Annotated in this window: 25 protein-coding genes and 2 tRNA genes; 14 read left to right on the top strand and 13 right to left on the bottom strand. The window is 65.5% G+C overall.

What is annotated here, in order from left to right; translation table 11 throughout:
- Both EJP69_RS04960 and EJP69_RS04955 read left to right on the top strand, forming a co-directional pair.
- On the top strand, positions 1-675 hold the full coding sequence (locus tag EJP69_RS04960) for a CMD domain protein (protein ID WP_126468882.1): 675 nt from the start codon (positions 1-3) through the stop codon (positions 673-675).
- A 15-nt stretch (positions 676-690) separates the two neighbouring features.
- Entirely contained in the window at positions 691-1,302 is a 612-nt protein-coding gene (locus EJP69_RS04955) for an alkylhydroperoxidase domain protein (RefSeq protein WP_126468881.1), read from the top strand.
- A gap of 137 nt (positions 1,303-1,439) precedes the next feature.
- Here the strand turns inward: EJP69_RS04955 and EJP69_RS04950 are convergent, their stop codons facing one another.
- Positions 1,440-1,784 (bottom strand): RcnB family protein, encoded by a 345-nt coding sequence (locus tag EJP69_RS04950; protein WP_126468880.1) that lies wholly within the window; start codon positions 1,782-1,784, stop codon positions 1,440-1,442.
- A 531-nt stretch (positions 1,785-2,315) separates the two neighbouring features.
- Positions 2,316-3,122: a transglutaminase-like domain-containing protein gene (locus tag EJP69_RS04945; RefSeq protein WP_093304790.1), complete on the bottom strand. Its 807-nt coding sequence runs from the start codon at positions 3,120-3,122 to the stop codon at positions 2,316-2,318.
- A 265-nt stretch (positions 3,123-3,387) separates the two neighbouring features.
- On the opposite strand from EJP69_RS04945, the gene EJP69_RS29970 reads away from it, so the two are divergent.
- Positions 3,388-3,510 carry a hypothetical protein gene (locus EJP69_RS29970; RefSeq protein WP_256230659.1) on the top strand — a complete coding sequence of 41 codons (123 nt, stop codon included), beginning with the start codon at positions 3,388-3,390 and terminating at the stop codon, positions 3,508-3,510.
- A gap of 386 nt (positions 3,511-3,896) precedes the next feature.
- Here EJP69_RS29970 and EJP69_RS04940 read toward each other — a convergent pair.
- The 5 genes from EJP69_RS04940 to EJP69_RS04920 all read right to left on the bottom strand — a co-directional run bounded on the left by EJP69_RS04940 (position 3,897) and on the right by EJP69_RS04920 (position 7,076).
- Positions 3,897-3,973 (bottom strand) — tRNA-Arg (locus EJP69_RS04940).
- Between the two features lie 186 nt (positions 3,974-4,159).
- Positions 4,160-4,236 (bottom strand) — tRNA-Pro (locus tag EJP69_RS04935).
- 35 nt (positions 4,237-4,271) lie between these two features.
- A complete protein-coding gene (locus EJP69_RS04930; protein ID WP_126468879.1) occupies positions 4,272-4,976 on the bottom strand; it encodes a glutathione binding-like protein in 705 nt (234 codons plus the stop codon).
- A 109-nt stretch (positions 4,977-5,085) separates the two neighbouring features.
- A complete protein-coding gene (locus EJP69_RS04925; RefSeq protein ID WP_093195558.1) occupies positions 5,086-5,355 on the bottom strand; it encodes a UBP-type zinc finger domain-containing protein in 270 nt (89 codons plus the stop codon).
- Between the two features lie 38 nt (positions 5,356-5,393).
- The gene (locus tag EJP69_RS04920) at positions 5,394-7,076 is read right to left on the bottom strand and encodes an FAD-dependent oxidoreductase (protein WP_126468878.1); all 1,683 of its coding nucleotides are present in this window, start codon (positions 7,074-7,076) and stop codon (positions 5,394-5,396) included.
- Positions 7,077-7,247: 171 nt separating this feature from the next.
- On the opposite strand from EJP69_RS04920, the gene EJP69_RS04915 reads away from it, so the two are divergent.
- Genes EJP69_RS04915 through EJP69_RS04905 form a run of 3 tightly spaced genes read left to right on the top strand, consistent with a single transcriptional unit; the run spans position 7,248 to position 10,928 of the window.
- Complete coding sequence (locus EJP69_RS04915) at positions 7,248-8,129, top strand: GNAT family N-acetyltransferase (protein ID WP_093195556.1); 882 nt, start codon at positions 7,248-7,250, stop codon at positions 8,127-8,129.
- A complete protein-coding gene (ppk1, locus tag EJP69_RS04910) occupies positions 8,126-10,447 on the top strand; it encodes a polyphosphate kinase 1 (protein ID WP_126468877.1) in 2,322 nt (773 codons plus the stop codon). Before EJP69_RS04915 ends, ppk1 begins: the two co-directional genes overlap by 4 nt.
- 19 nt (positions 10,448-10,466) lie before the next feature.
- A complete protein-coding gene (locus tag EJP69_RS04905; protein WP_176947504.1) occupies positions 10,467-10,928 on the top strand; it encodes a SixA phosphatase family protein in 462 nt (153 codons plus the stop codon).
- A 30-nt stretch (positions 10,929-10,958) separates the two neighbouring features.
- Here EJP69_RS04905 and EJP69_RS04900 read toward each other — a convergent pair whose 3' ends face one another.
- A complete protein-coding gene (locus EJP69_RS04900) occupies positions 10,959-12,479 on the bottom strand; it encodes a Ppx/GppA phosphatase family protein (protein WP_093302515.1) in 1,521 nt (506 codons plus the stop codon).
- A gap of 264 nt (positions 12,480-12,743) precedes the next feature.
- Between EJP69_RS04900 and pstS the strand changes: the two genes are divergently transcribed.
- The 7 genes from pstS to phoR are packed head-to-tail and all read left to right on the top strand — an operon-like array spanning position 12,744 to position 19,392.
- Entirely contained in the window at positions 12,744-13,778 is a 1,035-nt protein-coding gene (pstS, locus tag EJP69_RS04895; protein ID WP_093195552.1) for a phosphate ABC transporter substrate-binding protein PstS, read from the top strand.
- 30 nt (positions 13,779-13,808) lie between these two features.
- Positions 13,809-14,891 carry a phosphate ABC transporter permease subunit PstC gene (pstC, locus tag EJP69_RS04890; RefSeq protein WP_093195551.1) on the top strand — a complete coding sequence of 361 codons (1,083 nt, stop codon included), beginning with the start codon at positions 13,809-13,811 and terminating at the stop codon, positions 14,889-14,891.
- Positions 14,888-15,772, top strand: a complete 885-nt coding sequence (gene pstA, locus EJP69_RS04885) for a phosphate ABC transporter permease PstA (protein WP_093195550.1) — start codon at positions 14,888-14,890, stop codon at positions 15,770-15,772. Before pstC ends, pstA begins: the two co-directional genes overlap by 4 nt.
- 20 nt (positions 15,773-15,792) lie before the next feature.
- Positions 15,793-16,572, top strand: a complete 780-nt coding sequence (gene pstB / locus EJP69_RS04880; RefSeq protein WP_021007056.1) for a phosphate ABC transporter ATP-binding protein PstB — start codon at positions 15,793-15,795, stop codon at positions 16,570-16,572.
- Positions 16,573-16,588: 16 nt separating this feature from the next.
- Entirely contained in the window at positions 16,589-17,290 is a 702-nt protein-coding gene (gene phoU, locus EJP69_RS04875) for a phosphate signaling complex protein PhoU (protein WP_019653047.1), read from the top strand.
- Positions 17,291-17,317: 27 nt separating this feature from the next.
- Positions 17,318-18,010: a phosphate regulon transcriptional regulator PhoB gene (phoB, locus tag EJP69_RS04870; RefSeq protein ID WP_007836652.1), complete on the top strand. Its 693-nt coding sequence runs from the start codon at positions 17,318-17,320 to the stop codon at positions 18,008-18,010.
- Between the two features lie 44 nt (positions 18,011-18,054).
- Positions 18,055-19,392 (top strand): phosphate regulon sensor histidine kinase PhoR, encoded by a 1,338-nt coding sequence (gene phoR / locus EJP69_RS04865; protein WP_170217042.1) that lies wholly within the window; start codon positions 18,055-18,057, stop codon positions 19,390-19,392.
- Between the two features lie 49 nt (positions 19,393-19,441).
- Here the strand turns inward: phoR and EJP69_RS04860 are convergent, their stop codons facing one another.
- From EJP69_RS04860 to EJP69_RS04850, 3 genes are all read right to left on the bottom strand, one after another.
- Complete coding sequence (locus EJP69_RS04860) at positions 19,442-20,785, bottom strand: MATE family efflux transporter (protein WP_126468876.1); 1,344 nt, start codon at positions 20,783-20,785, stop codon at positions 19,442-19,444.
- Positions 20,782-22,518: a hypothetical protein gene (locus EJP69_RS04855; RefSeq protein WP_126468875.1), complete on the bottom strand. Its 1,737-nt coding sequence runs from the start codon at positions 22,516-22,518 to the stop codon at positions 20,782-20,784. The genes EJP69_RS04860 and EJP69_RS04855 overlap by 4 nt, the downstream gene beginning before the upstream one ends.
- 79 nt (positions 22,519-22,597) lie before the next feature.
- A complete protein-coding gene (locus EJP69_RS04850; protein ID WP_019653042.1) occupies positions 22,598-22,867 on the bottom strand; it encodes a type B 50S ribosomal protein L31 in 270 nt (89 codons plus the stop codon).
- Positions 22,868-23,049: 182 nt separating this feature from the next.
- On the opposite strand from EJP69_RS04850, the gene EJP69_RS04845 reads away from it, so the two are divergent.
- Positions 23,050-24,108, top strand: a complete 1,059-nt coding sequence (locus EJP69_RS04845; RefSeq protein WP_126468874.1) for an oxidoreductase — start codon at positions 23,050-23,052, stop codon at positions 24,106-24,108.
- Between the two features lie 131 nt (positions 24,109-24,239).
- Here the strand turns inward: EJP69_RS04845 and rho are convergent, their stop codons facing one another.
- Together rho and trxA are read right to left on the bottom strand one after the other, a co-directional pair.
- Positions 24,240-25,505 carry a transcription termination factor Rho gene (rho, locus tag EJP69_RS04840; protein WP_093195546.1) on the bottom strand — a complete coding sequence of 422 codons (1,266 nt, stop codon included), beginning with the start codon at positions 25,503-25,505 and terminating at the stop codon, positions 24,240-24,242.
- A gap of 194 nt (positions 25,506-25,699) precedes the next feature.
- Complete coding sequence (trxA, locus tag EJP69_RS04835) at positions 25,700-26,032, bottom strand: thioredoxin TrxA (RefSeq protein ID WP_093195545.1); 333 nt, start codon at positions 26,030-26,032, stop codon at positions 25,700-25,702.
- Positions 26,033-26,069 lie beyond the last annotated feature (37 nt).

The raw sequence follows: 26,069 nt of genomic DNA, 5'->3' as shown, positions 1-26,069 counted from the left end.
ATGAACGCCATCGCTTCCTCTTCTTCCTCCTCCTCTTTTTCTTCGGCTCCCCTCGCAGCGGCGGTGCCCGATGTCATCGACCGGCTTGCCGGCATCGAGCCCGGCAGCCACCTCGACCACATCCGCTCGCAGCGCGAGCAGGCGCGCATCCATGCGCAGCAGAGCTATCTGGCACTGTTCGCACCGACGCCACCGCTGTTCGGGAATTTCGAGATCGCGGACCGGTTTGCCATTGCGGCCTTCGTCGCGGGGCTGCACAGCCAGGCCGACGTGGCGCGCTTCTATGCGGATGCGCTGCCGGGGCAGGGCGCTCGTGCCGGAGTGGTCGAGGCCATCGCCACCGAAACAAAGCGGGGTGCTGCACAGGGCCCCCATGGCCGCTATCCCGCCGGATCGCTCAGCGTCGAGGATGCGGGCGGTGCCTCGTACGCGGTGAGCGACGCGCAGCGCGCGGTGCTGGGCGAGCGGCTTTCGGCCGGCTTCGAGCACGCACACCTGCTCGTCTTTCATCCGCGCGATGCGAGCGCTGCAGCACTGCAGTCGCTGCTCGACGCGGGATGGTCGAGCACCGAGATCGTGACGCTGTCGCAGCTCGTTGCGTTCCTCGCGTTCCAGATCCGGGTCGTCAGCGGCTTGCGGGCTCTGGCGCAACGCCCCGTCACCCTTGTCGATTGAGTCGAAGAGAACACCATGAGCGCCGAATCCGTGCTGAACCATCCCGGGAACATTCATCCGAACGCCTTCACGCAGGCGCAGCTCGAATGGCTGCCCTGGCTCGAGCCGCTGCCCGAGGCCGACCTGACCGAGCGGCATTTCACCGGGCTGGTGGATGCATCGCGTGCGAAGTCGCCGTACTTCCGCCTGCTGGCGCGCGACCCGGACATCCTTGGCGCGCGCACGCGTACCGACAAGGACATCTTCTACAACCCCGAAGCGGGCCTGCCGCGTGCCGAGCGCGAGCTCTCGGCCACCGCGGCTTCGCGCTTCAATGGCTGCATCTATTGCGCCTCGGTGCATGCGCGCTTCGCCTCGTATTTTTCGCAGCGAACGGACGACGTGCAGCGGCTTCTCGACGAAGGCGTGAAGGCCGAGCTGGGCGAGCGCTGGAATGCGATCGTGGCGGCGTCGGTCGCGCTGTCTGCCACGCCGTCCGCGTTCGGGCCCGAGCACGTGGCTCAACTGCGCGCGCAAGGGCTGGACGATCTTGCGATTGCCGACGTCATCCACGGCGCCGCCTTCTTCAACTGGGCGAACCGGCTGATGCTTTCTCTGGGGGAGCCGCAGGCGTCCGCAAGCAGTTGATCAAGCTGATCCGCCTCACGACAGTAGATTCAGCAACCAGGCCAGGAACTGGCCGATGGCGACCAGTGCGGCCCACAGGGCGCGGAGTGCGTCGAGCAAATCAAGGGCCCTACGAAATGACGGCGGCTCGACCGAAGCTAGCGGGGACCAAAGCCCGGCCCCGGCCCGCCGTGGCCGCCATGACCGAAGAGCGCACCAAGGAAAGCCGCGGCGATGATCCCGGTGGCCACGGCCGCCAGGACATATTGCCCGTCGACGTAGCGCCAGGCATAGCCCTGCGGGGGCTCGTAGAGGCCTCGGGATTGCCAGTCGCTCACGACGTACGCCTTGCCTCGATACCCGGGCGGAAGCGTCGAACCGGGCGCGAACGTCACGGTGGCGGCGGTCGGCGGTGGCGCGACCACGCAACCGCTGAGTGTGGATGAGACCGCGACGATGGCCGTCGTGGCGATGATGGTGAGCTTCCGGGCGGTGTATCGCATGCGGGTTTTGTTCCTCTGGACAACAGGGAAGCTCAGCCTATGGCGGGACCTGGGGTGAAATTCGGAGAGACCGGAAGAGGCGGGGGATTGGGCCGGAGGCGGCGGCGCACTATCCTGGCGATAACGCCTTATCCAGCCGGGTCTCTGCCTGCGACCTCATCGGCCTGGCAGGTGCCACGCGTTCCCGATCCGGGCAGCAACTGGGGAGCCGTGGTGCGATGCCTGCCAGCCGCGTGACTTCTTCCGCCACTCCCAAGGCCCCAAGGTCTGCCGGCGCCGCAGTTCGGCGCGACCTTCAGCGGCAATGTCGTTGATCACGATCGACTGGTGAGCCATGCCTTCTGAACGGAAGTCAGACTCTGCGGCCTGCAGGAAGATCCAGCTCTACGCCCCCAGCGATCCTGCATGGGAGACCTCCTCGGGCTTGAGGATGATCAGTGGAAAGACCGCATGCTCGATGCTCTGGAGCCCGCCGCATCCGCACTCAGGGATCCCGGGCGAGACAGCGAAAGTTCGCCACGTGCTTCTTATTCACTGGATCTCGTCGCACCAGACCTTGAAGCCGTCCAGCTTGTCCGGACCGAAGGTGCAGGACAACGCCACGTCGCTGGCATCCCGTCCCTGCGCAATCAGCACGCGGCCGATGCGGGGTACGTTGTTGCGCGCATCGAAGGTGTACCAACGGTCGCCTAGGAAAGCCTCGAACCAACCTGCGAAATCCATCGGGCCGAATGGCGGCGCAGTTCCGACATCTCCCAGGTATCCGGTGCAATAACGTGCGGGAATGTTCAGGCATCGACATAAGGTGATGGCCAGGTGCGCATAGTCCCGGCACACGCCTTGCCCTTCCCTGAAGGCCTCCAAGGCAGAACGGGTACGCCGAGCGTGCTGGTAGCCGAACTCGATGTGCTGGTGCACGAAATCGCAGACCGCCTGCACGCGCCCCCATCCGGTCGGCCCGTTCCCGAAACGCTGCCAGGCAAAGTTGGAAAGCAAGTCGGTCTCGCAGTAGCGGCTACCCAGCAGATAGACCAAGGTGGATTCGGGCAGGTACTCCACCGGCGTCTGCGGCGCCGAGGGCACAACGATGTCCGGCGAGCCGTTGTCATGAACCACGGTATCCGTACTCAACACGAAGCGGCCTGCCGGGGCGACCAGGCGCGTGCACCAGTTCCCGAACAGATCGCGGTACGCCGTGGTGGGCACGGCTGGATTCGTGAGCAGGTGGTCCGGGTGCAGGAGATCCGATGCTCGCGAATAGTGGATGCTGAGGGTCAGAATCATCGGCGTCGAGCGAGGAAACTGATAGGCGATTTCGAAGCCGAGCTGGATGTTCATGGGCCCATCATGCGCCTTGATCCGTGCCTTCAGTAGGAATAGATGGCTCACGAGCTTCTGCTTCCGAACCGCGTAATTCTTCCTCTGCGGGCGGCTTCTGCTCGGCAAGAGCGTTGGCAGGTGCCAAGAGACCCCATCTACGTCATTTGCTGTTTCCGAAGATCGAGAGCCGTGGACGATCTCGATCACTCGAACGACGGCGACCGAGTGCGGATACTCGGCGTCTGCCAGCATCTACTGCAAGGGACAGGAGCGATGCAGAGTCGTGCTGAGCCTCACTGATTTGCCGCGGGACTGTGGCGACACGATGCTCGAGGAGAAATGCATCGAGTGGATCGACGAGGCTGAGCTTGAACGCGAAGACGCGCAAGGTGTGCTCGTGACCTGAGCGCTTCTCCAAAAGAAAACCCGCCGAAGCGGGCTAAAACGGGCAGCCAGAGGAGGGAGGAGGGAGAGATTGGCTGCCCGAATGAAGTGTAGACCTTTTGTTTTCAGTAAAGACTGCCGAAAGGTGACAGTGTGTTGCACAGGTGATTGATCAACCTGCAAGCGCCCGTCGAATCTCCACCGATCCGATCCCGCCGTAGATAGCGGCCCTGTGCCGCTGAGCGAGGCGACAGTCATGCGTTCGTCGGCATGGCCCGCAGACGAGCGACCGGAGCTCTGGGGCGAGGAAGAGGAACTGAGTGACAAACGCCAAGCCGGCACCCGTGGCTCAGAACTTTTCATGAGCACGCATCGGTCAGGGAAAACCGCAGCGGTTAGAGGCGCGATTGGCCTGCCCGGAGGGGATCGAACCCCCGACAACCTGCTTAGAAGGCAGGTGCTCTATCCAACTGAGCTACGGGCAGATTTGAGGCCGAAGAGAAGCCAGGAAAATCAACGACTTAGACGCCTTTGCTTCCGGGCTGGCCGCGGCGGATTCTACCCAGTTCCACGGCACGACTCGCCCTGCAACGCGCATCGCCGACTCTGCTTCGGATCCAAAACGAAAAATGCACACAGCCCGCTATGTGACTGTGTGCATTTCGATTTTTTGGTCGGGGCGAAAGGATTCGAACCTTCGACCCTCTGGTCCCAAACCAGATGCGCTACCAGGCTGCGCTACACCCCGACAAGCCTTCTATTCTAGCCCGGATAAAGGACCTTTCAGTGCTTCTGGTACTGCGTCTTGCCGAAAAGAATCTCACGTTCCTTGTCGCCGGTGATCGGCTGGCGTAGGTCGGCCAGCACTTTCACGCCGCGCTGCACGGCCGGGCGCGCGGCGATGCCGTCGAACCAGTCCTTCAGACGGGGGAAGTCGGTGAGGGTGATGCCCTGGTTTTCCCAGCTGCGCAGCCACGGGAAGATGGCGATGTCGGCAATCGAGTAGCTCTTGCCGGCGATGAACTTGTTCTTCGACAGCTGCTTGTCGATCACGCCGTAGAGGCGCTTGGCTTCGTTGCTGTAGCGATCGATGGCATAGGCGATCTTTTCGGGGGCGTAGATGCGGAAATGATGCGCCTGGCCGAGCATGGGGCCGACGCCGCCCATCTGGAACATCAGCCACTGCAGCACGTCGTAGCGCTCACGGTCGCCGGTAGGCAGGAACTTGCCGGTCTTGCCTGCCAGGTAGACGAGGATGGCGCCCGATTCGAAGAGAGAGATCGGCTTGCCGTCCGGACCGTCGGGGTCGGTGATGGCGGGGATCTTGTTGTTGGGGCTGATCTGCAGGAAGTCAGGCGCGAACTGGTCGCCCTTGCCGATGTTCACGGGGTGCGCGCGATACGGCAGCTCGCACTCCTCCAGCATGATGTGAATCTTGTGGCCGTTCGGCGTAGGCCACGAGTAGACCTCGATGGGCGATGCGGGCATGTTGTCTGGCGCTCCGGTGATGGGCTGTGTTTGATGGGAGCCCGCCAGCTTATACGTGCGACTCCAAACGCGCGCAGGCGCGGGAATTCGCCGTCTGCCTGGTCAAGTCTCAGCCGACCTGTCTTTCATGCACGTTGCACCACATCCAGCTTTCGCCCGGCTCGAGCGAACGGATGACGGGATGACTTTCCGCGTGCGAATGCCTCGTCGCATGACGGTTCTTCGACGAATCGCAGCAGCCGACGTGACCGCAATGCACGCACAGGCGAAGGTGCACCCAGGTGTCGCCGGTCTTCAGGCAGTCTTCGCAGCCGCGTTGATGCTGTGCGTGGGGCTGCGCGATCTCGGTGGGCACGTGCTCGCAGGACTTGATGGGCAACTTTCGACTCCTTGTTGTTCGGGGTGACTGGTCGTGCCTCAGGCCACTGCCGAGGTTTGAGACAGATGCTGGTGAATCAACGCGACCGCCGCCGCGCCTTCGCCGATCGCGCCGCCCACGCGCTTGACCGAGCCCGAGCGCACGTCGCCGACGGCGAACACGCCCGGCACGCTCGACTCGAGCGGCGCGGCGGGCCGGGCCGGAAAGCCGAGGCTGGCGGCCGTGCCGGTCAGCACGAAGCCGTGCTTGTCGACAGCCACGCCGCAGCCTTCGAGCCATGAAGTCTCGGGCTCTGCGCCGACGAAGAGGAAGATGTTGCGCGCCGCGCAGTCATGTTCGTTGCCGGAGGTGTGACAGCGCCATGTCGCGCCGGTGAGCCCTTCGTTGGAGCCGCCGTGCAGGCGAACGAGCTCGGTGTGCGGCTGCAGCGAGATGTTCGGCGTGGCTTCGATGCGGTCGATCAGGTAGCGCGACATGCTGGCCGCGAGCGACGGTCCGCGCACCAGCACGTTGACCTTGGCCGCGTGGCGCGACAGGAACACCGCAGCCTGGCCGGCCGAGTTGCCGCCGCCGACCAGTGCCACCTCCTGGCTGGCGCAGATCTTCGCTTCGATCGCCGAGGCCCAGTACCAGATGCCGCGGCCTTCGAATTCGGCAAGACGTGGAACGTCGGGGCGGCGGTAGCGCGCGCCGCTGGCGATGACCACCGTGCGGGCGTGGATCGTGCGGCCGTCGGCCAGTGCGATGGCCAGGCTGTCCATCGGATTGTTGCGGGAGCAGTCGAGCGAGACGACCTTGGCCGGAATCAGCATCTCGACGCCGAATTTCTGGGCCTGCACGAAAGCGCGGCCCGCCAGCGCCTGACCGGAGATGCCGGTGGGGAAGCCCAGGTAGTTCTCTATGCGCGCGCTGGCGCCCGCCTGGCCGCCGAATGCGCGGCAGTCGAGCACGATCACGCGCAGCCCTTCGGACGCCGCGTACACCGCGGTCGCCAGGCCGGCGGGGCCGGCGCCGACGACAGCCACGTCGAAGAGTTCGTTGCGCTCGGCGGTATCGACCATGCCGAGGCAGCGGGCCAGCGCTTCGTCGCTCGGATTGACCAGCACGGAGCCGTCGGGGCACACGGCCAGCAGCTTGCAGGCGCCGTACTGCGTGAGCAGCGCGGCGGCGTCGGGGTCTTCAGCGGCGTCGACCAGGTGATATGGATAGCCGTTGCGGCGCAGGAAGTTTTCCAGCCGCGCCATGTCGGGCGACTGCGGCTGGCCGATCAGCACCGGCCCGCTGGCGCCGGATTCGATCAGCGCCACGCGCCGCAATATCAGTGCGCGGGTGATTCGCTCGCCCAGGTCGGCTTCGGCGACGAGCAGCGCCCGCAGTTGCGCGGGGGACACGAGCAGCGCTTCGACGTCTTCGTCGGCATGGCCGTCGACCAGGGCAGGGCGGCCGCTCAGCTGGCCGACTTCGGCCAGAAACTCTCCCGGCCCCTGCCGGACGATCGGAACCACGTGGCCGAGACCGTCGCGTTGCGTTACTGCGACGACGCCTTTCAGCAGCACGAACATGCCGGGGCCGGTTTCTCCCGCAGTGAACAGCCTCGAGCCGCGCGCGAACTGCTGCACGGTGCCGAAATGCGCAATGCGCGCAATCTCCGTGTCACTGAGTACGGGGAAGGTCTGATGGAGGCGGCTGTTGTCGGTGCCGTTGGCATTGGTCGTGGCCATGGGGAAACTCCGTTTCGAAAAACCACCGCATTAGACGACGAAGCCCGCCCGAGCGGTTACGGGCGTTTCGGCGGCGGCTGCGGGCTGTAACAGCGTCACGTGCCTGCAATGTTCCTGACATGCCCGCTTCATCGCAGGTGCGGAGACTCCCTCGGCAGAAAGGGTTTCCCCATGAAAGAACTGCCCAACCCGACGTTTCCGCTTTCGCAGATCGGGCTGCGCGCGGCCTTGTGGCCCGCTCCTGCAACCGCCACATCGACCGCTGCCGCCCGCACGTCGGTGCCCCAGGCTCCCGCGGTCATCCTGCCGCAGGCCATCGAGTCCAAGCAAGGCATCACCGTGGGCTGGGCCCGTCACCTCGACGACGTGCGCGCCGCCCAGCGTCTTCGCTACGACGTCTTCGTCGGCGAAATGGGCGCCCGGGTCTCGTCGCCGGTGGCCGGCCACGACATCGACCTGTTCGACGATTTCTGCGAGCACCTCCTGGTGCGTGACGAACTGACCCAGCAAGTCATCGGCACCTACCGCGTGCTCACCCCGGCACAGGCTCGCCGGGTCGGTAGCACCTACAGCGATACTGAATTCGACCTCACCCGCCTGCGCGACCTGCGCGAGCGCATGGTGGAACTGGGCCGCAGCTGCGTGCACCCCGACCACCGCCAGGGCGGCGTGATCCTCGCGCTCTGGGGAGCGCTGGCCGGCTTCATGCACCGCAACAAGCTGGACACGATGATCGGCTGCGCGAGCATTCCGATGTCACACAACGGTGTCACAAATGGCGATGCGGCAGCCAGCATCTGGCGCCAGGTGTCGGCCAAGCACATGGCGCCGATCCAATACCAGGTGCAGCCCCGCCTGCCGCTGCCGGTCGAACGGCTCGACAGCACGCTCGATGTGGAGCCCCCGGCGCTCATCAAGGGCTACCTGCGTCTGGGCGCGAAAGTGCTCGGCGCGCCTGCCTGGGATCCGGATTTCAACGCAGCCGATCTGCCGATGCTGATGCGCATCGACGATCTGCCGGCGCGTTACCGTAAGCACTTCCTGGGCGCATGAAGCCGGCGGCCGACCGGCCCGAAACCGGGCCGCTCGCTTCGTCATCTGGCGAGGGCCGCCAGCAGATGGCTGGAGCAACTGCGTCACAAAGCAGTCACGGAACTGTCACAAGAGGGGCTGACACTGTCATATTTCAGCCTACGTTTCCTCCTGTGTCGCCTGCTGCAGAATCAGTGCCCATGCCATCCGCCCCCGCAGAATCGTCCCTCGACGTTGCGGCACCCGCGTTCACATTGCTCGATCGCGACCACAGCATTCTTTCGTTCAACGAGCGTGTGCTCGACTGGGCGCATCGCAAAGAGGTGCCGCTGATCGAGCGCTTGCGCTATCTGTGCATCGTCTCGTCGAACCTCGACGAGTTCTTCGAAGTCCGTGCCGCGCCTCATCTGATCGCGGGCAGCGCCGGCGACCACAAGGGCACCTACACGGTCGAGTCGTTCGAGCGGCTGGCCGAGGCGGCCCACAAGCTGGTGGCGCGCCAGTACACGCTGTACAACGACGAGCTGATGCCGACGTTCGCAACGCACGGCATCCGCATCATTTCGCACGGCGAGCGCAATCCGGCCCAGCGCAAGTGGGTCGCCGAGTATTTCGAGCGCGAAGTGCGCCCGCTGCTGATTCCGGTCGGCCTCGACCCTGCACACCCGTTCCCGCAAGTGGCGAACAAGTCGCTCAACTTCATCGTGAGGCTGGGCGGCAAGGATGCTTTCGGGCGCGAAAACCCGATCCAGATCGTCAAGCTGCCGCGCGTGCTGCCGCGTCTGATCAAGATGCCGGCGAAGGTGTCGGAGGGCAAGACGCTTTTCGTGGCGCTGTCCAGCGTCGTGCGGGCGCACCTCGGAAGCATGTTCCCGGGGCGCGAGGTGGGAGATTTCTCGCAGTTCCGGGTCACGCGGCATTCCGACCTTGCGGTGGACGAGGAAGACGTCAAGAACCTGCGCACCGCGCTGCGCCAGGGGTTGCAACACCGGCACTACGGTCAGGCCGTGCGGCTCGAAGTCTCGGCAAGCTGTGCCGAGTCGCTCGCGAGCTTCCTGCTGGCACAGTTCAACCTGCCGCCCGAGGCGCTCTACCGCGTGCACGGGCCGGTCAACCTGGCCCGGCTCACGCAGCTGGCCGATCTGCTCGACGAGCCTCAGCTGCGCTTTCCGCCTTACCGTGCGTCCTACCCGGTCACGCTGTCTTCCGGGCAGTCGTTCTTCGAACAGCTGCAGCGCGGCGACGTGCTGATCCACCAGCCCTTCGAGAGCTTCGAGGGCGTGCTGGCCTTCCTGCGCGAGGCGGTGCAAGACCCGCAGGTGCTGGCGATCAAGCAGACCATCTATCGCACGGGCGCCGACTCGGAAATGATGGACTTGCTGCGCGAAGCCGTTCGCCGGGGCAAGGAAGTCACGGTGGTGGTGGAGCTGAAGGCGCGCTTCGACGAAGAGGCGAACATCAACTGGGCTGAAATGCTCGAATCGATCGGCGCGCAGGTGGTGTACGGCGTGGTCGGCCTGAAGACCCACGCCAAGATGCTGCTGGTGACGCGGCGCGAGGGAAAGCAGCTGCGCCGCTACGGCCATCTTTCCACCGGCAACTACAACCCGCGCACCGCCAGGCTCTATACCGACATCAGCCATCTCACGGCCGATCCGCTGCTGACGGCTGACATGGAGGCGGTGTTCGTGCACCTGGCAAGCCAGAGCCGGCTGCCGAAGCTCAACCGCATGTGGCTGGCGCCGTTCGACCTGCACAAGAACGTCATCGCCCAGATCGATGCGCTGGGCGTGGCCGCCGCGGCCGGCCAGCCGACGCGCATCGTCGCCAAGATGAACGCGCTGACCGACGACGAGATCATCGCCTCGCTGGTCCGCGCCGGTCAGAAGGGCGTGAAGATCGACCTGATCGTGCGCGGCGCCTGCACGCTGCCGGCCCAGGTGCCGGGTGTGACGGACAACATCCGGGTGCGCTCGGTGATCGGCCGTTTCCTGGAACATTCGCGCGTCTTCTATTTCCGCAATGGCGAGGAAGAGGCGCTGTACCTGTCCAGCGCCGACTGGATGAACCGCAACATGATGCGCCGCGTCGAGCTCGCCTGGCCCGTGACCGACCCCGGACTGCGCCAGCGCCTGATCGACGAATGCCTGGTGGCCTACCTGCACGATGGCCGCGATGCCTGGGACCTGGGCGCGGACGGTACCTACACGCGCGTCGACCACGACACGCATTCGGGCGAGGCGGGCGCATCGCCCGTCGTCGAAGCCCATGGCGCGCAGGCGGCGCTCATGAACCGCTACGCATCACGAGGGCATCTCAGAGATGCATCCAGCAACTGAAGATCGAAAGACGATGACCATGGACTTGATCTTCTGGCGTCACGCCGAAGCCGAGGACTGGACCGAGGGGTGCGACGACATGCAGCGTTCGCTTACCCCGCGCGGCGAAAAGCAGGCCAAGCGGATGGCGGCCTGGCTGGACCGTCAACTGCCGGACGGCACGCGCATCATCTGCAGCCCCGCTCGGCGCTGCGAGCAGACTGCCCTGGCGCTGGGCCGCAAGTACAAGCTGCGTTCGGAGCTGGCTCCCGACACCACGGCCGAGGCGCTGCTCGGCGCGGCCGGCTGGCCCAATGGCAAATCGGTGGTGTTGATGATCGGCCACCAGCCGTCGGTGGGGCAGGCGATTTCCCTGCTGCTAGGCCTGAAACAGGACAGCTGTCCGGTGCGCAAGGGGGCGTTGTGGTGGATCCGCACGCGCGAGCGCGACGGCGACGTGCAGACCGTCGTTGTGACGGTGCAGTCGCCTGAATTGCTCTAACTGCTCTAACTGACTGGATAGTGGAGGGGCTCAGCAGCCGCTGAGCTCCACGCGCCAGTTGCTGGTTTTCTGCCAGGCCAGCACTTCCTCGCGCAGCAGGTGCGCCGATTGCGGATACGCATCCGCCCAGTCCGGCGCACAGGCGATGGTGAAAGCCCGGGCACCCAGTGCCGCGAGATGCAAAGCCTCCGGATCCGGGTCGCGCCGCGCATGGCAAAGGATTACGGCGAGCCGCAGGGACAGCAGTTGCATCACGAAGGTTTCGTCGTCCAGGGAGGCCTCGAGCTTGCGCAGCTTGCCGCGCTGGCCCAGCACCAGCTGGCCGAGCGCATGCAGCTCGTTGACGGCAAAGCCCGGTGCATCGGTGTTGTCGAGGATGTAGGCGCCGTGCTTGTGATAGTCGCTGTGCGACACCAGCGTGCCGATCTCGTGCAGTTGTGCCGCCCATCCGAGCTTGCGCAGCGCGCGGCCTGCCCGGTTGGTCGTGCTGCCGCCGCGCGCGGCGGGCGAAAGCTGCACGAAAAGGGCGGCGGCGGTCTCGCCGACGCGCCGGGCCTGTGCCGCATCGACCGCGAACCGGTTGGCGAGCCGCGCCACGGTGGTGGTGCGCATGTCGGCAACGCTCTCGTCGCGCTCGAGCAGCTCGTAGAGCACGCCGTGGCGCAGCGCGCCCTGGGCGACTTTCATCTCGTCGATGCCGAGCAGGTCGAACACCGCGCGCAGCACGCTGAGCCCGCCGCCGATCACGGCCTTGCGGTCTTCGCGCATGCCGTCGATGCGCAGCTTTTCGGCGCTGCCGGCCTTGAGCAGGCGGTCGAGCAGCCAGTCGAGGCCCTCGCGCGTGACCAGGCCGGGCTCGCCGCCCGCCGCCGCGAGCACGTCGCCGACCGCGCCGATGGTGCCCGAGGCGCCGTACGCCACGTCCCACTGGTCGCGGGTGTAGCTGCCGAGCGCGTCGTCCAGCACGGCCTTGGCGGCGACTTCGGCGGCTCGGAAGGCGGACTGGGTGAAGAGCCCCTCGCCGAAGTGCTTCATCGACCAGGCGACGCTGCCGACCCGGTACGACTCCATGCGGTCGGCTTCCAGGGCATGCCCGATGATCATTTCGGTGGACCGCCCCCCGATGTCGACCACCAGCCGGCGCTCGCGGTCGGAGGCGTCGTTGTGCGGCAGCATGTGCGCCACGCCCTGATAGATAAGGCGGGCTTCCTCCCGCCCCGGGATCACGTCGATGCCGAAACCCAGGATGGTGCGCGCGCGCAACAGGAATTCTTCCCGGTTGCGGGCTTCGCGCAGGGTCTGCGTGGCGACTGCCCGCACCTGCGAGCGCTTGAAGCCAGCCAGCCGCTCGCCAAAACGCGCGAGCGCATCCCAGCCGCGCTGCATGGCCTCGGTCGTGAGGTTGCGTGCGCTGTCCAGGCCGTTGCCCTGGCGCACCGTTTCCTTGAGGTATTCGGTGCGGTGGATCTGGCCGTGGTCGACCTGTCCGATTTCGAGCCGGAAGCTGTTGGAGCCCAGGTCGACTGCTGCGAGGCGGGTGCCGTTTTGCATGTGGTTCTGAAGGGAGAAGGCGGGGAGTCTTTATGTTTGATCGTAGCGCCGTGACAGGGCGCCCCGCCTTCTGGATCGCCCGATGGCGAGTCTCGGGAGGCTAGGCGCATCGCATGACGGTTATGTGACAGCGTCACACGAATCACCGGCGGGAAAAAGGCATTTTCCCTCGACAGAGGGGTGTCACACCGATGTCACAGAAGCTTTCTAGAGTCCGTCCCAAGCCCGAAAAGGGACTACTTCTTACTTCTAAAAGGAAGCTTCATGAAAACGACGTTCAAATTTGCAACAGCCGGTCTCGTGGCCGCGGTGTTCTCCATTCCCGCCTTCGCACAAGACGTGACCGGCGCCGGCGCCAGCTTCCCGGCACCGCTGTACGCCAAGTGGGCCTCCGATTTCAACAAGGCCACCGGCGTCAAGATCAACTACCAGTCGGTCGGCTCGGGCGCCGGCATCAAGCAGATCGAAGCCAAGACCGTCGATTTCGGCGCTTCGGACGCTCCCCTGAAGGACGACGAACTCCAGGCCAAGGGTCTGATGCAGTTCCCCACTGTCATCGGTGGCGTGATCCCCGTGGTCAACATCCAGGGAGTCAAGCCCGGCGAACTGAAGCTCAACGGCCAGGTCCTGGGCGACATCTACCTCGGCAAGATCACCAAGTGGAACGACCCCGCCATCAAGGCGCTGAACGGTTCGCTGAACCTGCCCGACGCAGCTATCGCCCCGGTTCGCCGTGCCGACGGTTCGGGCACCAGCTTCCTGTTTACCAACTACCTGAGCAAGGTCAATGCCGAGTGGAAGACCAAGGTCGGCGAAGGCACGGCCGTGAACTGGCCCACCGGCGCGGGCGGCAAGGGCAATGAAGGCGTCGCCGCCTTCGTGAATCGCCTGCCCAACTCGATCGGCTACGTCGAATACGCCTACGTCAAGCAGAACAAGATGACGTACGCCCAGATGCAGAACGCCGCCGGCACCTTCGTGTCGCCCGACGACTCGGCATTCAAGGCCGCCGCCGCCGGCGCTGAATGGAGCAAGAGCTTCTACCAGGTGCTGACCAACCAGGCCGGCAAGGACGCATGGCCCATCACCGGCGCAACCTTCATCCTGATGCACAAGGTGCAGGACAAGCCCGCCAACGCGACCACCGTGCTCAAGTTCTTCGACTGGGCCTACAAGAGCGGCGACAAGACGGCCGACGAGCTCGACTACGTGCCGATGCCCGACGCCGTGAAGACCGCCATTGCGAAGGCATGGGGTGACGTGAAGGACTCGTCGGGCAAGGCCGTCGCGTTCAAGTAAACCTACCCATCAGTCCAGGACGGCGCGCCCATGAGCAACTCTTCGCTCCAGGACGCGCCGCTTTCGTCTTTGCCGGAGCGACCCGTGTCATCCACCTTTCCTGCCGCCACCACCTCTCTCGACCTCGCGGCCGAGCGCGGTCGTGCAACCGCACCTCCGCCGCCCGTGAAGGCTCCGCGTTCCGGCCCGATGGCCGACCGGCTGTTCGGCTGGGCCGCCAAGGGCGCCGCCTTGCTGACGCTCGCGATGCTCATCGGCATCCTGCTGTCGCTGGTTGCCGGTGCATGGCCCGCCATTTCCAAGTACGGCCTCGGTTTCCTCACGAGCAGCGTGTGGGATCCGGTCAAGGACGAATACGGCGGCCTGGTCATGATTTACGGCACGCTGGCTACCTCGTTCATCGCACTGGTGATCGCTGTGCCGGTGAGCTTCGGTATCGCGCTCTTCCTCACCGAACTTTCGCCCAGCTGGCTCAAGCGCCCGCTGGGCACGGCCATCGAACTGCTCGCAGCGGTGCCCTCCATCGTGTACGGCATGTGGGGCCTGCTGGTGTTCGGCCCGATCCTGTCGACCTGGGTGCAGCAGCCGCTGCAGAAGCTGCTCTCCGGCGTGCCGTACCTTGGCGCGCTGGTGTCCGGCCCGCCCGTGGGCATCGGTATTCTTTCGGCCGGCATCATCCTCGCGATCATGATCATCCCGTTCATCGCCTCGGTGATGCGCGACGTGTTCGAGGTGACGCCGCCGCTGCTCAAGGAATCGGCCTACGGTCTCGGCTCCACCACCTGGGAAGTCGTTTCCAAGGTGGTGCTGCCCTACACCAAGGCCGGCGTCATCGGCGGCATCATGCTCGGCCTCGGCCGGGCGCTGGGTGAAACGATGGCCGTCACGTTCGTGATCGGCAACATGAACCAGCTCAACTCCCTTTCCGTGTTCGAGGCTGCCAACAGCATCACCTCGGCACTTGCCAACGAATTCGCCGAAGCCGGCGCGGGCCTGCACCAGGCTGCGCTGATGTACCTCGGCCTCGTGCTGTTCTTCATTACCTTCGTCGTGCTGTCGCTCTCCAAGATGCTGCTGGCCAAGATGAAGAAGAGCGAAGGAACCAAGTCGTGAGCACCGCCCAGAACCTTCTCGTGGCCAAGGCATTGGCCGAAACGCGCCAGGCCAAGTTCGCTGCGCGCAACCGCGTCAACAAGATCGCTCTCACGCTGTCGCTTGCCGCCATGGCCTTCGGCGTGTTCTGGCTGATCTGGATCCTCTGGGAAACGCTGCGCCAGGGCGTGGGCGGCCTCGCCATCGCCACCTTCACCCAGATGACGCCGCCGCCGAACGAGGCGGGCGGCATCGCGAATGCGATCTTCGGCTCGTTCGTGATGGTGATGCTGGCCACCTTCGTGGGCACGCCCATCGGCATCATGGCCGGCATCTACCTGGCCGAGTACAACCCCAAGGGCTGGCTCGCTTCGGTCACGCGCTTCGTCAACGACATCCTGCTGTCGGCGCCGTCGATCGTGATCGGCCTGTTCGTCTACGCCGTGGTGGTGGCCTACTTCAAGACATTCTCCGGTCTCGCAGGCGCAGTCGCGCTTGCGCTGATCGTGATTCCGGTGGTGATCCGTACCACCGAGAACATGCTGCAGCTGGTGCCGCCGGGCCTGCGCGAAGCAGCCTATGCACTCGGCACGCCGAAGTGGAAGGTCATCACCAGCATCACGCTGCGCGCTGCCCGTGCAGGCGTGGTCACCGGTGTGCTGCTGGCCGTGGCGCGCATCGCCGGCGAAACCGCGCCGCTGCTCTTCACCGCGCTGAACAACCAGTTCTGGACCGCCGACGTGAGCCAGCCGATGGCCAGCCTGCCGGTCACGATCTTCAAGTTCGCGATGAGCCCGTACGAGAACTGGCAACAGCTGGCATGGGCCGGCGTGTTCCTGATCACGATTGCCGTGCTTGCCCTCAACATCCTGGCGCGGGTACTGACGCGCAACAAACATTGAACTCGGAAGAAGACAACAACATGCCAAACACAGTTGCACAACCGTCGCGCTCGAAGATCTCGGTCAAGGACCTGAACTTCTACTACGGCAAGTTCCACGCGCTCAAGGGCATCAATCTCGAGATCCCCGAGAACAAGGTCACGGCCTTCATCGGTCCCTCGGGCTGCGGCAAGTCGACCCTGCTGCGCACCTTCAACCGCATGTTCGAGCTCTATCCGGAGCAGCGCGCCGAAGGCACCATCGCCCTCGACGGCGAGAACCTGCTCACCTCCAAGCAGGACGTGGCACTGATCCGTGCCAAGGTCGGCATGGTGTTCCAGAAGCCCACGCCGTTCCCGATGTCGATCTACGACAACATCGCCTTCGGCGTGAAGCTGTTCGAGAACCTCTCGGCCAGCGAAATGGACGATCGCGTCGAATGGGCCCTGAAGAAGGCAGCCCTATGGACCGAAGTGCGCGACAAGTTGCAGCAAAGCGGCTCCGGCCTCTCCGGTGGCCAGCAGCAGCGTCTTTGCATCGCCCGCGGCATCGCGATCAAGCCCGAAGTGCTGCTGCTCGACGAGCCGTGCTCGGCGCTCGACCCGATCTCGACCGCGAAGATCGAGGAACTGATCGCGGAGCTCAAGAACGAATACACGGTGGTCATCGTGACGCATAACATGCAGCAGGCCGCCCGCTGCAGCGATTACACCGCCTACATGTACCTCGGTGACCTGATCGAGTTCGGCGCGACCGAACAGATGTTCTTCAAGCCGCAGCGCAAGGAGACCGAGGACTACATCACTGGCCGTTTCGGTTGAAGTCAAAGGAGACAACATGACCGAGAAACATCTCTCCAGCCAATTCGACAGCGAGCTCAACGGCGTTTCGTCGCGCGTGATGGAACTCGGCGGCATGGTCGAGTCGCAGATCAACCAGGCCGTGTACGCACTGCTGCAGTTCGATCCCGAGGCGGCCAACCGCGTGATGGAAACCGAGCATCGCGTCAACGCGATGGAGATCGACATCGACCGCGAGCTGTCGTCGATCATCGCGCGCCGCCAGCCGACCGCACGCGACCTGCGCCTGCTGATCGCCATCAGCAAGACCACCGCCAACCTCGAGCGCGTCGGCGACGAGGCCAACAAGATCGCCCGCATGGTCAAGTCGATCATCGAGAGCGGCGCGGCCCGGCAGCTGCCCACGACCGAACTGCGCATTGCCGCCGACCTGGCCGCGGGCTTGCTTCGCAAGGCGCTCGATGCCTTCGCGCGGCTCGACACCGCGGCGGCCGTGTCGATCCTGAAGGACGACGACCTGATCGACAAGGAGTTCGACGGGTTCGTCCGCAAGCTGGTCACCTACATGATGGAAGACCCGCGCACGATCTCGGCCAGCCTGGACCTGCTGTTCCTGGCCAAGGCCATCGAACGTATCGGCGACCACGCCAAGAACATCGCCGAATTCATCATCTACATCGTCAAGGGTGCCGATGTGCGGCACACTTCGATGCAGGAAATCGAGTCCGCGCTGCAGTAACAACCGCAGCAAGACTCCAAAGAAAGCATGAAGAAACCCCGAGTCCTGATCGTCGAAGACGAGTCCTCGATCGCCGAGCTGATCGCCGTCAACCTGCGCCACAACGGCTTCGAGCCGATCTGGTCGGAAGATGGCGCCGCAGCCCAGCGCGAGATCGACGCCTTCCTGCCCGATCTGATCCTGCTCGACTGGATGCTGCCCGGCCAGAGCGGCCTGCAGCTCGCGCGCCAATGGCGCAAGGACCCGCGCACCAAGGCCATCCCGATCCTGATGCTGACCGCGCGCGGCGACGAACCCGACAAGGTTGCCGGCCTCGACGCCGGCGCCGACGACTACATCACCAAGCCGTTCTCCACCCAGGAAATGCTGGCCCGCATCCGCGCCGTGCTGCGCCGCCGGGCACCTGAAGTGGTCACTGAGCGCGTCGAGATCGGCGAACTGGCCCTCGATACCTCCACGCACCGCGTGACCTGGCAGGGCGGCGCGCTGAAGGTCGGGCCGACCGAATTCAAGCTGCTGGCCTACCTGATGCAGCATGCCGAGCGCGTGCACAGCCGGGCGCAGCTGCTCGACAAGGTGTGGGGCGACCACGTCTACATCGAGGAGCGCACGGTCGACGTGCACGTCAAGCGCCTGCGCGAATCGTTGGGCGCGGCGGCTCCCATGGTCGAGACTGTCCGCGGAGCGGGCTATCGCCTGACCGCCCAAGTCACGGTTTGAGCGCCGTGGCTTCCCTTGGCCGCGGGCGCGGATAATCGCCCGCCATGCCGTTCCGTATTGCTACTTTTTTAATAGCATCCCTCATCATAGGAGCGGGTGCTGTCGGCATTTTTGGCTGGAAGTTCGGGTGGCTGGGCGCGTGGCTGGGCGCCGTAGTCTGGCTCGGGCTGGATGCCTGGCGTGCCGAGCGGCTGATGCGTGTATTGCGCAACGACGCCAGTGGCCTGCCTTCGCGTGGCGCAGGCGTGTGGGGCGAACTGGCGGAGCGCATCCGCAAGCTGTTGCGCGACCGTGAGCAGCAGACCCGACAGGCCGAAGACCGCCTCCAGGAGTTTCTCGCGGCAATCCAGGCGTCGCCCAACGGCGTGGTGCTGCTCGACGAGCAGGGCCGGATCGAATGGTGCAACCAGACCGCGGCAAGCCAGTTCGGCATCGATGCCGAGCGCGATCTGGCGCAGCATCTGGCCAACCTCGTGCGCGACCCGGCCTTCGTGGCCTACCTCGCGTCCTGGAACTACAGCCGCGACGTGGTCATCGACGCATCCGGACTCGGTCACGGCCACCAGCGCGGCCACCCCGTGCGGCTGTCGGTGCAGGTGCATCCCTATGCGGGCAACCGTCGGATGCTGCTCACGCGTGACATCACTGCGCTGGAGCAGGCCGAGGCGATGCGGCGCGACTTCGTGGCGAACGTGTCGCATGAGATCCGCACGCCGTTGACGGTGCTGGCGGGCTTTGTCGAGACCCTGCAGAACCTGCCGCTCGATGCGGATGAGCGCACACGCTATCTCTCCCTGATGGGGCAGCAGTCGCATCGCATGGAGACGCTGGTGAACGACCTGCTGACGCTGTCGCGGCTCGAAGGCAGTGCGCCGCCTTCGGGCAACCAGTGGATTCGCATCCGTGCACTGTTTGCGCAATGCGAAGACGAGGGCCGGGGCCTGTCGGGTCGCCTGACGCCGCAGGGCCATCGGCTTTCGTTCTCCGTGGATGCCGAGTCCGAGGTGTCGGGCGCGCCGACGGAGCTTCAGAGTGCGATGTCGAACCTGCTGAGCAATGCCATCCGCTACACGCCCGGCGGTGGCGAGGTGGCGGTGAGCTGGAAGGTGCTGCCCGACGGGCGTGGCGAATACGCCGTGAAAGACACCGGTCCGGGCATTGCCGCCGAGCACATTCCGCGGCTGACCGAGCGCTTCTATCGCATCGATCGCAGTCGCTCGCGCGAAACCGGTGGCACGGGGCTGGGGCTGGCGATCGTCAAGCACATCGCCCAGCGGCACGGCGCGGAACTGCGCATCGAAAGCACGGTGGGCAAGGGCTCCCGCTTCGCGCTGGTGTTCCCGGCGGCGCGTGTGCGTGAAGCGCGCGTGATGGCCAAGTAGGCCGTCGGGTTCTTCACTCTTCGTTCGTTCTTTCTTTCTTTCTTTCTGACTATCTCGCGCGCTGACGCATCGTCCAGCGCAGCAGCACTCCGAACAGCAGGGCGGTCAGGGCCAGCGCGGCGGCGCTCATGATCCAGAACGCCAGAGGCGACTGCATGGCCGCCCAGGGGCCGAGGCCACGGTAGGCGAGGAGATAACTTCCGCCAAGGCCCACGCCCCACAGCATCGTGCAGTAGATCACCAGTGGTGCCAGCGTGACCCGGTAGCAGCGCAGCACGAACACGCAGAAGGTCTGCACCGCGTCCGCGAAGTGGTACAGCGCCACGGCCAGCAGCAGCGCGCCAGCCATCGCGATGACTGCCGGGTTGTCGGAATACACGTTGGCGAGCTCGTTGCGCAGCGCGGCCATGACGGCGGCATAGAACAGCGCGCACACGGCGGTCAGCTCGAAGCCCTGGCGGCAGGCGTGCCGCGCCTTGGCTGCATCGCCCGCGCCGAGCCAGAAGCTCACGCGGGCGCTGGTCGCGATGGCCAGCGACAGCGGCGTCATGTAGGCCACGGCCAGCAGGTTCGATGCGATCTGGTGCGCCGCCGCGGCAGCTGTGCCGAGTCGCGCGATGAACAGGGCCATCAGCGTGAATGACGTGACTTCGACCAGCACCGCCAGGCCGCCCGGCACGCCGAGCCGCGCGAACTTGCGGATCTGCTGCCAGTCGGGGGCCTCGATGCGCTTCCAGAGCCCGTAATCGGCATAGAACGGCCGGCTGCGCAGCAGCCAGATGGCGCAGCCGAGCATGGTCCAGTTCACGCACAGCGTGGCCCAGCCGCAGCCCACGAGGCCCATGGCCGGCAGGCCCGCGCCGCCGAAGGTGAACCAGATGGACAGCGGCAGCTTCACGACCAGCGAGCCCAGCTGCAGCCGTGTCACGAGCTGGGGCCTGCCCAGGCTCTGGTTGAGCGTGCTGAACAGGCGGAAGAGCAGGGCGGGCGCCAGCGCGAAGGCCAGCACGGCGAGGTAGGCCTCGACTTCGCCCCGCATGTCCGCCGGCACCTGGGTCCATTGCAGTACCGAGCCGGGCAGCAGCAGGATCACCATGCCGACCATGATCGCAATGGCCGCCAGGTACAGCGATTGCCGCACCGACCGGCCCACCTCGCCGCCGCGCCCGCCGCCGTGGAGTTCGGCCCAGATCGGCAGCAGCGCCTGCAGGACGCCCATCAGCGAGACGTAGACGCTGACGAAGACCGCGGCGCCGACCGACAGCGCGGCCAATGCATGCTCGGAGTAGCGGCCGGCGATGATGGTGTCGGTCACGCCGAAGGCCATCACGGCCAGCTGGCCGACGAGCACCGTGCCGGCGTGCCGCGCGATCAGAGCCCGTTCGCCCCTCACTGCGGCGTGATCTTCTGGTAGAGCAGGAGGTCGTCGGCCGCGCTGCTGGGACGGCGCAGCGTACCGGCAAAGCGCCACTGGTCGAAGGGAATGATTGTGTGCAGGCGCTCGATCGTTTCGGGGCTGGCCAGCAGCCACGGGCAATCGGTGCCCAGCAGCAGTGGTTGCACGTTGAAGTTGCCGTGATGGCGCAGCGCGGCGATGTGCGGGCGGCTGAGCGCGAGTTCCGCGATGCAGCGCGGCTGGCCGACGCGCTCGGCCACGGCGCGGATCTGCGGCACGTAGCTGCGCGCGTAGTCGATGGGCGGAAGCCACAGCGTCATCAGCAGCATCCAGCACAGTGCCGTGCCGCCGGCCGGCAGCACCAGCGTCTTCCAGAGCGCGGCGCGATGCCGCCCCGTGCGCCAGCGCACCAGCCAGCACCAGGCGATGGTCGCGGCCGCGGCCAGGGCCACGGCAATCGGCGAGAACTCGGGAACGAAGCCGGGCACCAGCCGTGCGACGCTGGCCGCGGGCTTGGGCGGCACGCCCGTCTGCATGGCGATCCAGTAGATCCAGCCCAGCACCGCGAGGCCGCTGAAGAACAGCACGTTGAACCAGTCGATCAGGGCCGCCGCGCTGCGCCGGAAGGTGGGCAGGGCGAATGCCGCGAGCGTGGCGAAGGCGGGCAGCGCCAGCAGAAGCGAACGGTCGGAGTAGTCGGTGGTCCAGGTGGCGGCCAGCGGCACCACCGCGAACCAGAAGGGCAGCGCGACGTGACGGGCCGTGAGCTGTCGCCGCCAGCGCCACAGCGTCCAGATGGCGAGCGGCCAGACCGGCCACGTGAACCACACCAGCAGCTTGGCCTGGCTGCGCACGTCGCCGACAAGGGAGCCGCCGAGTACGGTGATCTTCCACGTGGGCAGCTTCAGGCCGAACACGAGCACGGCCGCCAGCACGGTGATGCCGATCATCGTGAGCAGGGCGCCGAGCGTGTAGCCGGGGCCGCTGTCTTCGTCATAGGCGTTTTCGCTCTCGGACTGCGCGGCAAGCCGGCGCTCGTAGGCGATGTACAGCGCGCTGCCGACAGCCAGCGCCAGTCCGACCGTGGGCGCACCGCTCAGCGTGATGCCGATGGTGCCCACGGCCAGTGCGATCACGGGGCCCGTGCGGCGATAGGGCAGCGCGGCCACGCCGTAGAAGAGGTGGGAGGCGAAGAAAAGCTGCGCCAGTGCGGGCGTGGTCTCGTGGCCCAGTTGCGCGAGACCGAGGCAGGCGATCAGTGCCAGCAGGCCGCCATCAGCGATGGCGCGCGCATAGTCCGTCGGGCGGGCCTCGCCACCGAATGCGAAGGCCACCGGCTGGGCGCGTGAGGTGCGGGCCAGGTAGTACACGGCGTACCAGGTGGCCGTGAAGGTGCCCCAGAGCAGGAACGCGAACGCGATGCGCACGGCCAGGTCGGGGTTCAGCCACGAGGGGGCGATCTTGATCGCCAGGGCACCGATCCAGTACGGGATCAGCGCCGGCGTTTCCGGGCGCAGGCCCAGCAGCATCGGGTCGAACCAGCGCGCGATGCCTTCGGTGCTGCGAGCCAGCTCGGCCATGTAGCCGAAGGCCGTGATGTCGGCGCTCTTCCAGGGGCCCCGGCCCACCAGCCCCGGCAGCAGATACGCCGCGCACAGCAGGAGCAATGCGATGCGCGGCAGCCGGCGCACGGCGCTCTGGGCAACGATCGCGGGGGTGGGCTGGTTCAAGTGGCGGGAGAAGGCTGGATTAGGAAATAAAAAGGGCAGCGCGGTAAACCGGGCTGCCCTCGACGCAAAAGCGCGTACCTTACTTCGAGGCGGCGCCGGTGGTCTTGCCGAAGCGGTTGCGGAACTTCTCGACGCGGCCGCCCATGTTGTCGACCGACTTCTGCGTGCCGGTGTAGAACGGGTGCGATTCGCTGGTGGTATCGAGCTTGAACAGCGGCAGTTCACGACCGTCGTCGGTCTTGCCCATTTCCTTGGTGTTCGCGCACGAACGGGTCACGAACTTGAAGCCGTTCGACATGTCGACGAACAGGACTTCGCGGTAATTCGGGTGAATGCCTTCTTTTGCCATGGTGTTTCCTTTTGCGCTTTTGGAATCAATGCGCGGTCGATGCGAGAGCCACCAGCGTGCCAGGAGCGGCGCGCTGCCTCGGAGAAGACCGAGGAGGCCAGACGAAGCTGCCTGACCGCACTTTTCGCGGAGCCAGCGATTATCGCATACTGCCCCATTTTCGAGCAAACCAAAGGCTCCCAATGACTTCCACACCCCTGCGCGCGGGCCTTGTCGGCTATGGTTTTGCCGGGCAGACCTTCCATGCGCCCGTTCTTTCGGCCGTTCCGGGCCTGGAACTGGCGGCCGTGGCCAGTTCGCAGCCGCACAAGGTGCATGCCGACTGGCCCGGCGTGGCGGTCGTTCCCGACGTGGCCGCCCTCGTGACCCGTTCGGACATCGACCTGATCGTGGTCGCCACGCCCAATGCCCAGCACCATCCGGTCGCCAAGGCGGCGCTGGAGGCTGGCAAGCACGTGGTGGTGGACAAGCCTTTCACGCTCGACGTGGCCGAGGCGAGGGAGCTCGACTTGTTGTCGAGACGCAACAATCGGGTTCTCGCTGTTTACCAGAACCGCCGCTTCGACGCCGATTTCCTGACTCTCAAGGATGTCCTGGCAACCGGCGAACTGGGCCGCCCGGTGTACATGGAATCGCATTTCGACCGCTTTCGGCCCGAAGTGAAGGAGCGTTGGCGCGAGCAGGCCGTGCCCGGCTCGGGCCTCTGGGTGGATCTGGGCTCCCATCTGGTCGACCAGGCGGTGCAGCTCTTCGGCCGTCCCGACACGATCCAGCTCGACACCGCGGTCCTGCGCGACGGTGCCGTGGTCGAGGACTACTTCCATGCCGTGCTGGGCTACGAGGCCGGGCCGCACGCGCCGCTGCGCGTGGTGCTGCATTCGACGACGCTCGCGGCGCACGCGGCGCCGCGCTATATCGTCCACGGCACGCGCGGGAGCTACGTCAAGCACGGCGTCGATACGCAGGAAGACGCGCTGCGCGCCGGACAGCGGCCGCCAGCCGAAGGGTGGGGCGCCGATCCGCTGGACGGAGAGCTCTCGTTGGCAGGGCCTGGCGGGACCTTCGTCAAGCGAAGCATTCCCACGCGGGCCGGCAACTACGTCGACTACTACTCCGCGGTTCGCGATGCCATCCTCGGCCATGGCCCCAATCCAGTGCCGCCTGAGCAGGCTGTCGCGCTGATGGAACTGCTCGACCTCGGTCGCCAGAGCGCTCTCGAGGGGCGTGCGATCCGCACATGAAAAATGCCCGCGCAAGGCGGGCATTCATTCGTAGGGTGCCACTGATTCGGCTTTGCCGGTCAGTGGGCACCGTCCCGGTAGGGGGTTGGCGTAGCGACACGAAGTGCGCGCAGCCTGGGGGCGAGCAACAGTTACCCGCCGCGACGCATCATGTCGAAGAACTCGACATTGGTCTTCGTCGCCTTCATGTTCTTGAGCATCAGCTCCATCGACTCGATCTCGTCCATGTTGTACATGAGCTGACGCAGGATGCGGGTCTTCTGCAGGATCTCGGGCGCCAGCAGCAGTTCTTCGCGGCGCGTGCCGCTGCGGTTGAGCTGGATCGACGGGAAGACGCGCTTCTCGTAGAGGCGGCGGTCGAGATGGATTTCGGAGTTGCCGGTGCCCTTGAACTCTTCGAAGATCACTTCGTCCATGCGGCTGCCGGTGTCGATCAGCGCGGTGCCGATGATGGTCAGCGAGCCGCCTTCCTCCACGTTGCGCGCGGCGCCCAGGAAGCGCTTGGGGCGCTGCAGCGCGTTGGAGTCGACACCGCCGGTCAGCACCTTGCCCGACGAGGGCACGACGTTGTTGTAGGCGCGGGCGAGGCGGGTGATCGAGTCGAGCAGGATCACCACGTCCTTCTTCAGCTCGACCAGGCGCTTGGCGCGCTCGATGACCATTTCGGCCACGTGCACGTGGCGTGCGGCGGGTTCGTCGAAGGTCGAGGCAATGACCTCGCCCTTCACGGTGCGCTGCATTTCGGTCACTTCTTCAGGGCGCTCGTCGACGAGCAGCACCATCATGTGGACGTCGGGGTAGTTGGCGCTGATCGCGTGGGCGATGTGCTGCATCATCACCGTCTTGCCGCTCTTGGGCGGCGCCACGAGCAGGGCACGCTGGCCTTTGCCGATGGGGGCGATGATGTCGATGATGCGGCCGGTGATGTTCTCGTCGCCCTTGATGCCCTCGCGCTCGAGCTTCATCTGTTCCTTGGGGAACAGCGGCGTCAGGTTCTCGAACATCACCTTGTGCTTGTTCTGCTCCGGCGGGCCGTTGTTGACCTTGTCGAGCTTGGTCAGCGCGAAATAGCGTTCGCCGTCCTTGGGCGTGCGCACCTCGCCTTCGATCATGTCGCCGGTGTGCAGGTTGAAGCGGCGCACCTGGCTGGGCGAGATGTAGATGTCGTCCGTGCTGGCCGTGAAACTGGTGTCGGGGCTGCGCAGAAAGCCGAAGCCGTCGGGGAGTATTTCGAGCACGCCGTCGGCGAAGACCTGTTCGCCGGCCTTGGCGCGCTTCTTGATGATCGCGAACATCAGCTCCTGCTTGCGCATGCGGCCGACGTTTTCGATCTCAAGCGCTTCAGCCTGCTTGAGGACTTCAGACACGTGGAGTGCCTTGAGTTCGTTTAAGTGCATGGAATGAGCCCTTGACGGGGCCTATCGGTCGGGGAGAAACGGAAAACGGGGGGAGGTTGGGTGTGAAGCGAGAACTGCCTCACCAACCGGGGAACTCGAACCGGTTGCCTGAGTAAAGGGCCGGTGATCTGTGGGAGATTATGACAGGAAAAACGCGCCGGCCAACGCATTGCGCGCTGGCCGGTTGAAATCGATCAGGCGAGTTGCTGGTCGATGAAGGCGGTGAGCTGAGCCTTGCTCATGGCACCAACCTTGGTGGCTGCCAGCTGGCCGTCCTTGAACAGCATCAGCGTGGGGATGCCGCGGATGCCGAACTTGGCGGGGATGTCGCGGTTCTCGTCGACGTTCAGCTTGGCGATCTGCAGCTTGCCTTCGTAGGCAGTGGAGACTTCGTCCAGGATCGGGGCGATCATCTTGCAGGGGCCGCACCATTCGGCCCAATAGTCGACCAGCACCGGCTGGCTGGACTTGAGCACGTCGGCCTCGAAGGAGGAGTCGGAGATGTGTTTGATGAGTTCGCTGGCCATGTGATGGGTCCTTGTGCGCAGAGAGTTTCGGTGCAGC

Origin of the sequence: Variovorax gossypii, assembly GCF_003965815.1 — a bacterium.
GTDB classification, from domain to species: Bacteria; Pseudomonadota; Gammaproteobacteria; order Burkholderiales; family Burkholderiaceae_C; genus Variovorax; species Variovorax gossypii.
The sequence above is the reverse complement of the archived record's forward strand: the minus strand, read 5'-3'. Positions and strand labels throughout refer to the sequence as shown.

Bases quoted from the DNA above. Each gene is read 5' to 3' on its own strand.
- EJP69_RS04960 (WP_126468882.1), top strand. From the start codon at position 1: ATGAACGCCATCGCTTCCTCTTCTTCCTCCTCCTCTTTTTCTTCGGCT.
- EJP69_RS04955 (WP_126468881.1), top strand. From the start codon at position 691: ATGAGCGCCGAATCCGTGCTGAACCATCCCGGGAACATTCATCCGAAC.
- EJP69_RS04950 (WP_126468880.1), bottom strand. From the start codon at position 1,784: ATGCGATACACCGCCCGGAAGCTCACCATCATCGCCACGACGGCCATC.
- EJP69_RS04945 (WP_093304790.1), bottom strand. From the start codon at position 3,122: ATGAACATCCAGCTCGGCTTCGAAATCGCCTATCAGTTTCCTCGCTCG.
- EJP69_RS04930 (WP_126468879.1), bottom strand. From the start codon at position 4,976: ATGCCCGCATCGCCCATCGAGGTCTACTCGTGGCCTACGCCGAACGGC.
- EJP69_RS04920 (WP_126468878.1), bottom strand. From the start codon at position 7,076: ATGGCCACGACCAATGCCAACGGCACCGACAACAGCCGCCTCCATCAG.
- EJP69_RS04915 (WP_093195556.1), top strand. From the start codon at position 7,248: ATGAAAGAACTGCCCAACCCGACGTTTCCGCTTTCGCAGATCGGGCTG.
- ppk1 (WP_126468877.1), top strand. From the start codon at position 8,126: ATGAAGCCGGCGGCCGACCGGCCCGAAACCGGGCCGCTCGCTTCGTCA.
- EJP69_RS04905 (WP_176947504.1), top strand. From the start codon at position 10,467: ATGGACTTGATCTTCTGGCGTCACGCCGAAGCCGAGGACTGGACCGAG.
- EJP69_RS04900 (WP_093302515.1), bottom strand. From the start codon at position 12,479: ATGCAAAACGGCACCCGCCTCGCAGCAGTCGACCTGGGCTCCAACAGC.
- pstS (WP_093195552.1), top strand. From the start codon at position 12,744: ATGAAAACGACGTTCAAATTTGCAACAGCCGGTCTCGTGGCCGCGGTG.
- pstC (WP_093195551.1), top strand. From the start codon at position 13,809: ATGAGCAACTCTTCGCTCCAGGACGCGCCGCTTTCGTCTTTGCCGGAG.
- pstB (WP_021007056.1), top strand. From the start codon at position 15,793: ATGCCAAACACAGTTGCACAACCGTCGCGCTCGAAGATCTCGGTCAAG.
- phoU (WP_019653047.1), top strand. From the start codon at position 16,589: ATGACCGAGAAACATCTCTCCAGCCAATTCGACAGCGAGCTCAACGGC.
- phoB (WP_007836652.1), top strand. From the start codon at position 17,318: ATGAAGAAACCCCGAGTCCTGATCGTCGAAGACGAGTCCTCGATCGCC.
- phoR (WP_170217042.1), top strand. From the start codon at position 18,055: ATGCCGTTCCGTATTGCTACTTTTTTAATAGCATCCCTCATCATAGGA.
- EJP69_RS04850 (WP_019653042.1), bottom strand. From the start codon at position 22,867: ATGGCAAAAGAAGGCATTCACCCGAATTACCGCGAAGTCCTGTTCGTC.
- EJP69_RS04845 (WP_126468874.1), top strand. From the start codon at position 23,050: ATGACTTCCACACCCCTGCGCGCGGGCCTTGTCGGCTATGGTTTTGCC.
- rho (WP_093195546.1), bottom strand. From the start codon at position 25,505: ATGCACTTAAACGAACTCAAGGCACTCCACGTGTCTGAAGTCCTCAAG.
- trxA (WP_093195545.1), bottom strand. From the start codon at position 26,032: ATGGCCAGCGAACTCATCAAACACATCTCCGACTCCTCCTTCGAGGCC.